This window comes from Promicromonospora thailandica (assembly GCF_024171955.1).
Lineage (GTDB): Bacteria > Actinomycetota > Actinomycetes > Actinomycetales > Cellulomonadaceae > Promicromonospora > Promicromonospora thailandica.
The window spans coordinates 120,827-130,657 of the sequence record NZ_JAMTCS010000016.1 but is presented as its reverse complement, the minus strand read 5'-3'; the positions used below and the strand labels follow the sequence as shown (position 1 = coordinate 130,657).

General features: G+C 74.4%; 11 protein-coding genes and 1 pseudogene. 4 read left to right on the top strand and 8 right to left on the bottom strand.

The window, feature by feature from the left end; genetic code table 11:
* Positions 1-396 (bottom strand): annotated as a pseudogene (locus tag APR03_RS23335) (hypothetical protein); the annotation flags it as partial.
* 541 nt (positions 397-937) lie between these two features.
* Entirely contained in the window at positions 938-1,561 is a 624-nt protein-coding gene (locus APR03_RS23330; protein ID WP_253839653.1) for a TetR/AcrR family transcriptional regulator, read from the bottom strand.
* A 76-nt stretch (positions 1,562-1,637) separates the two neighbouring features.
* Here APR03_RS23330 and APR03_RS23325 point away from each other — a divergent pair, with 76 nt between their 5' ends.
* The gene (locus APR03_RS23325) at positions 1,638-2,348 is read left to right on the top strand and encodes an alpha/beta fold hydrolase (RefSeq protein WP_253839652.1); all 711 of its coding nucleotides are present in this window, start codon (positions 1,638-1,640) and stop codon (positions 2,346-2,348) included.
* A gap of 66 nt (positions 2,349-2,414) precedes the next feature.
* Here APR03_RS23325 and APR03_RS23320 read toward each other — a convergent pair whose 3' ends face one another.
* The 5 genes from APR03_RS23320 to APR03_RS23300 form a co-directional block, all read right to left on the bottom strand.
* On the bottom strand, positions 2,415-3,029 hold the full coding sequence (locus tag APR03_RS23320; RefSeq protein WP_253839651.1) for a TetR/AcrR family transcriptional regulator: 615 nt from the start codon (positions 3,027-3,029) through the stop codon (positions 2,415-2,417).
* A 71-nt stretch (positions 3,030-3,100) separates the two neighbouring features.
* The gene (locus APR03_RS23315) at positions 3,101-4,321 is read right to left on the bottom strand and encodes a Dyp-type peroxidase (protein WP_253839650.1); all 1,221 of its coding nucleotides are present in this window, start codon (positions 4,319-4,321) and stop codon (positions 3,101-3,103) included.
* Positions 4,321-4,872 (bottom strand): copper chaperone PCu(A)C, encoded by a 552-nt coding sequence (locus tag APR03_RS23310; protein WP_253839649.1) that lies wholly within the window; start codon positions 4,870-4,872, stop codon positions 4,321-4,323. Before APR03_RS23310 ends, APR03_RS23315 begins: the two co-directional genes overlap by 1 nt.
* An 11-nt stretch (positions 4,873-4,883) precedes the next feature.
* Entirely contained in the window at positions 4,884-5,468 is a 585-nt protein-coding gene (locus tag APR03_RS23305; protein WP_253839647.1) for a copper resistance CopC family protein, read from the bottom strand.
* A 55-nt stretch (positions 5,469-5,523) separates the two neighbouring features.
* Entirely contained in the window at positions 5,524-6,150 is a 627-nt protein-coding gene (locus APR03_RS23300) for a hypothetical protein (protein WP_253839646.1), read from the bottom strand.
* An 80-nt stretch (positions 6,151-6,230) separates the two neighbouring features.
* Here APR03_RS23300 and APR03_RS23295 point away from each other — a divergent pair, with 80 nt between their 5' ends.
* The 3 genes from APR03_RS23295 (at position 6,231) to APR03_RS23285 (ending at position 8,427) form a co-directional block, all read left to right on the top strand.
* Positions 6,231-7,310: a PQQ-dependent sugar dehydrogenase gene (locus APR03_RS23295; protein ID WP_253839645.1), complete on the top strand. Its 1,080-nt coding sequence runs from the start codon at positions 6,231-6,233 to the stop codon at positions 7,308-7,310.
* Positions 7,311-7,330: 20 nt separating this feature from the next.
* Positions 7,331-7,903, top strand: a complete 573-nt coding sequence (locus tag APR03_RS23290; protein ID WP_253839644.1) for an HD domain-containing protein — start codon at positions 7,331-7,333, stop codon at positions 7,901-7,903.
* Positions 7,904-7,977: 74 nt separating this feature from the next.
* Positions 7,978-8,427 (top strand): SRPBCC family protein, encoded by a 450-nt coding sequence (locus tag APR03_RS23285; RefSeq protein ID WP_253839643.1) that lies wholly within the window; start codon positions 7,978-7,980, stop codon positions 8,425-8,427.
* Between the two features lie 12 nt (positions 8,428-8,439).
* Here the strand turns inward: APR03_RS23285 and APR03_RS23280 are convergent, their stop codons facing one another.
* Positions 8,440-9,795, bottom strand: a complete 1,356-nt coding sequence (locus APR03_RS23280; protein ID WP_253839642.1) for an ABC transporter substrate-binding protein — start codon at positions 9,793-9,795, stop codon at positions 8,440-8,442.
* Positions 9,796-9,831: the final 36 nt, after the last annotated feature.

Below are 9,831 nucleotides of genomic sequence, written 5' to 3'. Positions count from 1 at the left end.
CAACGCGGCACCCACCTGCCCCGGCACACCACGACCCCGACGCGCCTGCGGCACACCCCCACGCGCCTCCTGCGCGACCGTGGCCTCCTCCAACACCACCACCAACCGCGCCTGCACCGCGGTCACCGCGCTCTTGACCGCCTCCAGCTCCCCCAACAGATCCACCCACACCGCCCGCACCTCAGCCGGCACATCAGCCGGCACATCAGCCGGCACATCAGCCGGCACATCAGCCGGCACATCAGCCGGCGGGGCAGCCTCGACGTCAGTGTCAGTGGTACCCGGCAGGATCATCCCCGCCAGGGCTTCACGCATCGCACGCACATCGACCGGGCGCAGCACAGCACCAGCAGACCCCCCGCCTGCCTGTCCCGGCACCTCGATCGATCGCGTCATACCACCAACCTATCGCACACACGTACGACCCGCACGCCGAACCGAGCGCCTATTGACCACATCAGCCCACAGCAGAACCGAGGCCTCCGCCTGCCCCGCCTCGCCTGCCGAACACGTCGCAACGCACTGCGCCAGCCCGCCCGACCCCTCGACGGGAGCCGCAGCCAAGCGCCCTCTCGATGCCCAGGAAAGCGCCCACCCAGGTCGGTGAGGGTGCGCCCGCAGCACAGCTCGACCTCCCGCAGGGCGACCGCGCGGCCGCGCGAGCGCGCGGACACGCGACGCCCGACCACGCGACGACACGGGCGACACGGACGACACGGACGACGCAGGCGACGCAGGCGACGCAGGCGACGAGACACGGGACCACCAGACACACGATGACCGGCACAGTTCGGACGCGGTGCCGGATCACCCGTCAGACGCGACACGTCGCCCTGGCGCGGTCACCGGCCCTGCGACGCCCCCTCGCCCCGACGCCCCGACGCCCCGACGGCAACGTCTGGACCCAGCCAGGCCCACCTCGACACCCACACCCCGCCTAGCGCAGCAGCGCCCCCCGCAGCGCATCGAACGCCCAGGCCTCGGCCCTGTCGAGCGACCAGCCGTTGTCGTCGACCAGCGTGAAGTACGCGCTGTTGCACAGGTAGAACCAGAGGATGTCGGTGGCCTCGTCGACGTCGAGCCCGTCGCGCAGCACCCCCAGCCCGGCGAGCCGCTCCGCCGTCCGGCGCAGCCCCTCGCGGAGGCTGGCGTGCGCCACGCGCAGAGCCTGTGCGGCGCCGGCGTCGTGCGGGGCGGTGTCGACGACGACCCGCATCAGGTCCCGCGAACCCTCGAACCGGCCGCGCGTGGCGTGGGTGATGAACCGCAGCAGCTCGTCGGCGTCGTCCTGGGCGTCGATCCGGGCGAAGGTCTCGTCGACGTCGGACGCCGTGGTCCGCGCCTCGATGATCGCGGCCAGCAGCCCTTGTTTGCCACCGGCGACGGCGTACACCGAGGCGGGCGCGACGCGCGCGGCGTCGGCGATCTCGTCGACCGTGGTGGCGAAGAAACCCTTGGTGACGAACAGGCTCCGGGCGGCGTCGTGGATGGCCCGCCGCGTCGCGGCGGCGTACTCCGCGCGCCGGCCGCCGCCGGCGGGCTTCGATGACGTGGTGGGCACGGTGTAGCGTAACCCGCGTTCGCTGGAGTCCGACTCCAGCGAGAAGAGGTTTCCTCCATCCAACGCAAGGAGCACCATGCAGTACGTGTTCGTGCCGGGCGCCTGGCACGGCGGCTGGGCCTGGCACCCCGTGGCCCAGCGGGTCGCGAGCGCCGGCCACGGCGCCGTCGCCCTGACCATGCCGGGACTCGCAGCCGGCGACGATCCCCGAGGTCTACGGCTCGCGGACGCCGTCGAGCACCTGGTCGGCGAGGTCGAACGGCGCGACCTGACCGACGTGGTGCTCGTGGGCCACAGCTGGGGCGGCATCCCGATCGCCGGCGCCGCGCGTCGGCTGGGCGGGCGGCTGCGCGCCGTCGCCATGGTCAGCGCGTTCGTGCCGCGGGCGGGCGAGTCGATGGCCGACGCGATGGGCCCCGACGTCGGCGCGTTCCTGCGCGCGTCGATCGCGGCCTCACCGGACGGGACGATCGGTGTGGACCTCGCCGCGTTCCGCGAGTCCCTCATGCCGGGCGAGCCCGAGGCGCTCCAGCGGCTCGTCCACGGGCTGCTCGTGCCGCAGCCCGGCGGCTACATGCTCGACGCCCTGGACGACGTCGACCTCACCGGCCTCGGCGTCCCGCTCAGCTACCTGCTGGCCGAGCGGGACCAGGCCCTCGCCGCGCCCGGCACGGAGCTCGCCGCCCGAGTCGGCGCCGAGCCGGTGATGGTGCCGGGCACGCACGAGACGATCCTCACGCACCCCGACGACGTCGCGAAGGCCCTGCGGGCCGTCACCGGCGGCTGACCAGGCCCGAACCCAGGCCCGAACCCAGGCCCGAACCCAGGCCCGAACCCAGGCCCGAACCCGGGCTCAGACCCCGGGCTCCGCCGCGAACGACCGCACGTACGCCAGCGCGGAGCGCATCGACGCCCGCATCGGCTCGGCGGAGCCGAGGGTCTGGGCCAGCAGCGAGCCGCCCTGCAGCGCCGTGAGCAGCGCGTGGGCGAGCTCGTCGAGGTCCGCGTCGGGGCGCAGCACGCCCCGGTCCCGCATCGCGCCGAGGCCCTCGAGCAGCACACCCTGCCAGCGCAGGTACCCCGCGCTGATCTCGCCGCGCGACGACGCGTCGCCGGTGCTCAGCTCGGCGGCCAGGGTGCTGAGGTCGCAGCGCCCGCCGGTCCCCTCCTGCCGCTCGACCGCGGCGTCGGCCCAGGCCTGGAGCGCGTCGAGGCTGTCGAGGGCGCCCGGTGCGGGCGCGCCGGGTCCGGCGTCGGCCTGCCGCGTGATGACGGCCCTGATCAGCGCCTGCTTCGTCGTGAAGTAGTGGTAGAGCTGCGACCCGCTCACCCCGGCCGCCTGGCGCACCTGCTCGGTGCTGGTGCCGGCCACCCCGTGCGCCGCGATCAGGCCGATCGCCGCGTCGAGGATGCGGTTGCGCGTCGCCTCGCCCTTCGGCGTCAGCCGCCGCTCCACCGTCTCCGTCATGGGGCCGAGCCTAGGACGCCGCGCGTCCGGAGCGCACCGACCTGCTGAGCACGGTCGGCGCGCCCCGGCCGTCAGGTGAGCAGGGTCTCCCCCACGAACCCGCCCTCGGCGCAGCCCGGCGGCACGGCGAACACCGCCGAGCCGACCGGGATCGTCCACTCGTTGAGCAGGTCGAGCCGGTCCAGGCGCCGCTGGACCGGCACGAACTGCCGGTCGACGTCCGCCTGGAAGGACACGAAGATCAGCCCGGACCGGGAGATCGCCGCGCCCACCGGACGGTCGTCGTAGTTGTAGGACCGCCGGAAGATGCGTTCGTGCGGCTCCCCGCGGGCGCGGCGCACGTGGGAGAACTCCGGGATGACCGGAAACCCGATGGCGGTGGTCGCCTCGAAGTCCGGCTCGTCGTGCTCCTCCCGGCCCGTGAGCGGCGCCCCGTTGCCCAGGTACCGCCCCACGGACTGCTCCCGGCCGCCGCGGTCCAGGCGGTCCCACGTGTCGAGGTCCATACCGATGCGGCGCACGACCATGCCGGTGCCGCCGAACAGCCACCCGGCGTCGCTCCAGACGACCCGGTCGAAGTCCGCCGTCCCCGGCACGGGGTTCGACGTCCCGTCCACCTGGCCGAACAGGTTGCGCATGGTGGTGCCGGGCCGCTCGGTGCCGTGCGCCCGCCGGAACCCCTGCTGGCTCCAGCGCACCGCGGCGAAGCTGCGGGTGTCCTTGAGCAGCATCCGGGCGGCGTGCGCCACCGTGAGCGGGTCGTCCGCGGCGATCTGGAGCAGCAGGTCACCGGCGCAGAACTGCGGGTCCAGCCGGTCGATCCCGAAGGCGGGCAAGGGCCGCAGCCAGTCGGGCCCGCGACCCTGCGCCCGCTCCACGAACCCCGGGCCGAACCCGAAGGTCACGGTCAGCCGCGCCGGGGCCACGGCCAGCTCGGGCTCGGAGTCCGCGAGCGCCGGCTCCCCCTGGGTGAGGCGGGCGGCGTCGTCGGTCAGGATGCGCATCATGCGCACCAGGTCCGCGCGGTCGGTGCCGTCCAGCAGGTCGAGGGCGACGAACAGGCCGTGGGCCTGGGCATCGGTGGCCACGCCGGCCTGGTGGGTCCCGTGGAAGGGAACGGTCCGGTCGCCGTTCAGAGGTTCGGGCGGCGTCTCGCCCGCGGCGGCCCGCAGGGCGGTGTCGCCGCCGACGGCCGCGGCGGCGCCGACGCCGGCGACAGCCCCTCCGAGGAGGAACTGCCGCCGGGTCGACCCCGACCGAGCGGTGCGCGCACCGTGGTCAGGGCGGGCCATCAGCCGTGCATCTCCATGCCGCCGTCGCCCTCGTCCCCGCCCACGTAGTTCTCGTTGGCGCCCGAGTAGTCCTTGACGGGCACGGTGAGCTCGTAGGTGGAGTCGTCGGAGAAGGTGAGCGTGAAGGTGACCTCGTCGCCCGCCTCCAGGGGTTCGACGAGGTCCATCAGCATGATGTGGTCGCCACCGGGCTCGAGCGTCAGCGTGTCGCCGGCGGGGACCACGAAGCCCCCGTCGATCTCACGCATGACCATCTCCCCGGTCTCGTTCTCCACGGTCTCGTGGAGCTCGAGCGCGGTGGACGCCGGGGTGGTCGCCGAGACCACGGTGACGTCCCGGGAGCCCGCGTTGGTGAGCTCGCCGAAGGCGGCGGACATGCCGGAGTCGGCGGCCTTGACCCAGCCGTCGGCGAGGGTCACGTCCTGACCGGCCGGCGACGCGGCGTCGTCCTGGGCGGCGTCCGCCGTGGCGCCGCAGCCCGCGAGGGTCAGCGTCGCGACGGCGAGGAGCCCGGCGAGCCGGGTGGTGCGGATGTTCTGAAGGGTGTGCACAGGGGTACCTCTCACGCAGAGTCGGTGCCGTCCGCGGTGCCGCGGCGGCGGATGAGCTGGACGACGACGAGCAGGGCCACCGCGACGGCGGCTCCGCCCGCGCCGACGAGGACGGCGCGCCAGGGCGTGCCGTCCTCCTGCGCGACCTGGGTCTGCGTGCTCTCCTGTGCGTCCGGGAGGTCCGACGGGACGGCGACCGGGTCGCCGGCCTCACCCACCTCGCCGACGTCACCCACCGAGAACGGCACGACCCCGGTGATGGGGTGCCCGTCGGAGGACACCACCCGCCACCGGATCTCGTAGGCCGCCTCCGGCATGCCCTCGTCGAGCACCGCGGTGACCGTCGGCCCGTCGATCGCGGGAGCGGCGGACACCCAGTCGGTGCCGTCGCTCCCGGACACGACGACGGCGGCGCCCATGTCCAGGACGTCGGCCGAGAACGTCAGTGACACCGTCTCGGGTGCCTGGTCGAGCGCCTGGTCGGGCGCCGGGTCGCTGGAGACCAGCTTGTCGTGGGCGGACGCGGGTGCGGCCGTCGCGAGCAGCGCGACGACGGCCACCGTCAGCCCGGCCACGACGGGTCGGGTTCGGGGCATGGCAGGACCTCTCCTCCGACGTCGCGGGACGACGTCGGCACACAGGGACACGGACTCAGATCGCGTGCCGTGCGGGAGGTCCCCTGCGGAGCAGCGGGGAGAGCTGCGGCCCCGGGGGGCGGGGCCGGAAGGTGGCGGCGACCACGCCGGGCAGCGCGGGGCGGACGAACGGGGCGGGGCGGTCGACGACGGCCCGGCCGCGCAGCAGCCAGGCGGCCGTGCGCACGGCGAGCTCGCGCAGGCGGACCAGCAGCAGCTCGCCGCGGTACAGGACGACGACGGTGACCGCCGCGGCGAGGCCGTGCCACAGCCACATCGTGGTGTCGGCGTGGGCCATGCCGGCCGGCATCGGCGCGGCGGGGACGGGCATCTCGTGGTGGGCGTGCGGGCCCGACGGGACGGGCACCGCCCCGCGCACGGGCGTGCCGAGCAGGAACAGGACGTGGAAGAACAGCTGGCTGGCAGCGACCGAGGCGGACAGCCCGAACAGCGACAGGCGCCGGCCGGCCCATGCGACGCAGAGCGGCAGCGAGAGCGCCAGGGGAACCACGACACCGAGCACGCCGGGCATCGGCCCGCCGGCCGCCAGGTGGGACGCCAGGGCGACGAAGGTCGCCGACAGGGCGGCGAGGACACCCCGGAGCGCGCGCACGCGCCCGCCGCGGTCCTCGCGTCCGGTCATCGTGGCTGCGCCCCCTGCCTGGTCCGGGCGGGTGTCAGTACCCAGCCCGTCCGAGATCCTGCCATATTAGCGTCATGGGCATGATCCCCCGTTCTGGCACGGCCGCTGCCGCCGTCCTCGCCGTCACGCTCGCCGGGTGCGGGGCCGGGCCTGCCGGGCCGGACCCGGAGCCCTCCGCACCGGCGAGCGCCGCCGCCGACGCGTCCGCGCCCCGGGTCCTCGCGACCGGCCTGGAGGCGCCCTGGTCGGTCGCCTTCCTCGGGGGCACGCCGCTGATCAGCCAGCGGGGCACGGGCGAGATCCTCGAGCTGCTCGACGACGGCGGCACGCGCGCGATCGGCACCGTCGAGGGCGTCAGCGCCGTCGGCGAGTCGGGTCTGCTGGGGCTCGCCGTGGACGACCGGGACCGGCTCTACGCCTACTCCACGGGCCAGGACGGCAACCGGGTCCAGCGGTTCGAGGTGACCGGCGAGCCCGGGTCGCTGGGCCTCGGCGCGGCCGAGACGATCATCGACGGGATACCCGCCGCGGCCAACCACGACGGCGGCCGGATCGCGTTCGGGCCGGACGGCATGCTGTACGCCACGGCCGGCGACGCGGGCGACCCCGACGCCGCCCAGGACCGCGGCTCGCTCGCCGGCAAGATCCTGCGCCTGACGCCGGACGGCGACGTGCCGGACGACAACCCGTTCCCCGGCTCGCCCGTCTACAGCTACGGGCACCGCAACCCGCAGGGCATCGCCTGGGGCGCCGACGGCACGATGTACGCCGCGGAGTTCGGCCAGAACACGTGGGACGAGCTCAACGTCGTCACGCCGGGCGCCAACTACGGGTGGCCGGACGTGGAGGGTGTCGCGGGCGACGACCGCTTCACCGACCCGGTGCAGCAGTGGTCGCCGGCGGAGGCCAGCCCCAGCGGCATCGCCGTCGTCGGCGAGACGATCTTCGTGGCCAACCTGCGCGGGACCGTGCTGCGGTCCGTGCCGGTCGCCGACCTCGGCTCCGCCACCGAGCACCACGCGGGCGAGCTCGGCAGGCTCCGCGACGTGGTCGCCGCGCCCGACGGCGAGGTGTGGTTCCTCACCAACAACACCGACGGCCGCGGCACCCCGGGGCCCGACGACGACCGCCTGCTCGCCGTCGAGCCCCCGGCGGGCTGATGCCCGGTAGCGTCTCGCCCATGACTGATCCCGCCGCCGCCGTCGCCGACTTCGCCCACGAGATGGGTGTGCTCAAGCGGCTGCGCCGCGCCGGCTGGTGGCAGGCCGGCGTGCGGGACCCGGAGTCGGTGGCGGAGCACAGCCTGCGCGTGGCGCAGCTCGCCGCGCTGATCGCGGCCGAGGAGGGCGCCGACCCGGCGCGCGCCGCCTACCTGGGCCTGTGGCACGACTCGCAGGAGACCCGCACCACCGACCTGCCGCACACGGCCCGGCCCTACGTCACCCGGACGGCGGGCAACGAGGCGATCACGCGCGACCAGGTGGCGCACCTGCCGGACGCCGCGGCGCGGACGGTCACCAATGCCGTGGCCGAGTACGAGGCGCGCCAGACCCTGGAGGCACGGTGCGCCAAGGACGCCGACAAGCTCGAGTGCCTGCTCCAGGCCCTGGAGTACCGGGCCGCCGGGCACCAGCACGTGCAGGCGTGGATCGACAGCTCACGGGCGGGGCTGACCACGTCGTTCGCGGCGCGCGTGGCCGACGCCGCCCTGGCGGGCAGCACCATGACCTGGCACGACCAGGCGCGCTGCTGAGCCCGCCAGGGCACCACGGCGCCGGCCCGGCGCGCACGGTACGGTCGGTTCGAGGACGACGACGGAGGGCAGCGATGAGCACCGACACCCCTGGCCACACCGCCACCGCGACCACGCACGTGGCCGAGCCGCCCGACCGCGTCTGGGCCGAGCTGACCCACCCGGGGGCGCGCTGGGTGCTGGGCGCCAACGTCCAGACGGACTACCGGCCGGGCAGCCCCGTCACGTTCGAGGGGCACTTCTTCGGGCGCGTGTTCGCGGACAAGGGCGAGGTGCTGGCCGTCGACCGGCCGCGGCTGCTGCACTTCACGCACTTCTCGCCCCTGAGCGGCCTGGCCGACGTGCGGGAGAACTACCACGAGATCCGGATCGTCCTGGAGCCGGACGACGGCGGCACGCGCGTGACCGTGACCCAGGAGAACATCGACACCGAACGGCACGCGGCCGAGGCCGAGGGGCACTGGAAGAACGCGCTCGCCACGCTCGCGCACCGCGACGGCGGCACCAGCACCACGCACGACTGACCCGGGCACCTCCTACTCGGCGACCGTGAACCCCTGGTTGCGGCCGTACGTCACCATCGCCTGCTCCCAGGCGACCAGCCCGTCCGCGAGCGACGTCGACCGCGTGTAGGCCTGGCCCACGGTGTCGGGGAAGACGCTGTTGGCGTAGACCTGGTAGGGCAGGTACTGCCAGCCCTCGACGACGCCGGTGGCCGACGCCGAGAGCACCTCGTTGATCTTCTGCCCGCCGAAGTACTCGGGCTCCTCCGCGAGGAACTCCGGGTCGGTGAGGTCCGCCGTCGTCGCCGGGAAGTTGCCGTGGTCGAGGCGCACCTGCACGCCGGGGCCGGCGTTCGCGTACTGCAGGAACCCGTACGCGAGCGCCTTCTTCCGGCTGGCCTCGGTCACGGCGAGGGAGGAGCCGCCGTTCTCGGCGGTCTCGTTGACGCCCGCGGTCCACTGCGGCATGGGGGCCACGCGCCAGTCGCCCGCGGCCGGGGCCGCACCCGACTCGAGGTTGGCCGGCATCCACGCGCCCGTGACCAGGGCGGCCAGCGTCCCGTCGCCCAGGCGCTGGAACCACTCGTCCGACCACTGCGGGATGTCGGCCACGAGGTGCTCGTCGACGAGCTGCTGCCACATGGCGGCGAAGCGCGTGGAGCCCTCGTCGGCGAGGTCCACCGTCACGCTCGTGCCGTCCACGCGGAAGGGGTGGCCTCCGGCCTGCCAGATCATCGACGTGACGAAGCCCGCGTCGCCGTTGTCCGCCAGGATGTGGGTCTCGCTGTCGTGCGCGTGGATCACGCGCGCGGCCTCGACGAACTCGTCCCACGTGGCGGGCACCTTCGCCCCCGCCTCCTCGAACGTCTTCGCGTTGTAGAACAGCGCCATGGGGCCGGAGTCCATCGGCAGGCCGTACACGGCGTCGCCGTCGGTCACCGCGTTCCAGGTGCCCGGCGAGTAGGTGCCGTCCAGGCCCGAGGCGCCGAACGGCGCGAGGTCGGCCAGCGACCCCGAGATGGAGAACTGCGGCAGGGCGTAGTACTCGACCTGCGCCACGTCGGGCACGCCCGAGCCCGCGCTGATCGCGTTCTGCAGCACCACGTAGTGGTCGTTGCCCGTGCCGACGTTCGCCAGCTCGACGTCCACGTTCGGGTACTCGGCCTCGAAGCTCGTCACGACCTGCTCCAGCGTCGGCTCCCAGGCCCAGACCAGCAGGTCACCGCCCTCCTCCAGGGCCGCGGTGACCGCCTCGGGAGAGACGTCCGCCGCGGCGGCGAGGTTCTCGCCGGGCGAGGCGCCGCACCCGGCGAGGGCCGTCGCGGCGACGCCTGTCGCGGCGAGCGCCGCGAGGGTGCGGCGGTGAGCGCTGGTCGTACCACGTGCCACTGGAGCTCCGTTCGGATCGACGTCGACGTCTGCCGC

Excerpts from the sequence above, each read along its gene's own strand:
- APR03_RS23300 (WP_253839646.1), bottom strand. The coding sequence starts at position 6,150 with ATGACCGGACGCGAGGACCGCGGCGGGCGCGTGCGCGCGCTCCGGGGT.
- APR03_RS23320 (WP_253839651.1), bottom strand. The coding sequence starts at position 3,029 with ATGACGGAGACGGTGGAGCGGCGGCTGACGCCGAAGGGCGAGGCGACG.
- APR03_RS23295 (WP_253839645.1), top strand. The coding sequence starts at position 6,231 with ATGATCCCCCGTTCTGGCACGGCCGCTGCCGCCGTCCTCGCCGTCACG.
- APR03_RS23315 (WP_253839650.1), bottom strand. The coding sequence starts at position 4,321 with ATGGCCCGCCCTGACCACGGTGCGCGCACCGCTCGGTCGGGGTCGACC.
- APR03_RS23325 (WP_253839652.1), top strand. The coding sequence starts at position 1,638 with ATGCAGTACGTGTTCGTGCCGGGCGCCTGGCACGGCGGCTGGGCCTGG.
- APR03_RS23305 (WP_253839647.1), bottom strand. The coding sequence starts at position 5,468 with ATGCCCCGAACCCGACCCGTCGTGGCCGGGCTGACGGTGGCCGTCGTC.
- APR03_RS23290 (WP_253839644.1), top strand. The coding sequence starts at position 7,331 with ATGACTGATCCCGCCGCCGCCGTCGCCGACTTCGCCCACGAGATGGGT.
- APR03_RS23285 (WP_253839643.1), top strand. The coding sequence starts at position 7,978 with ATGAGCACCGACACCCCTGGCCACACCGCCACCGCGACCACGCACGTG.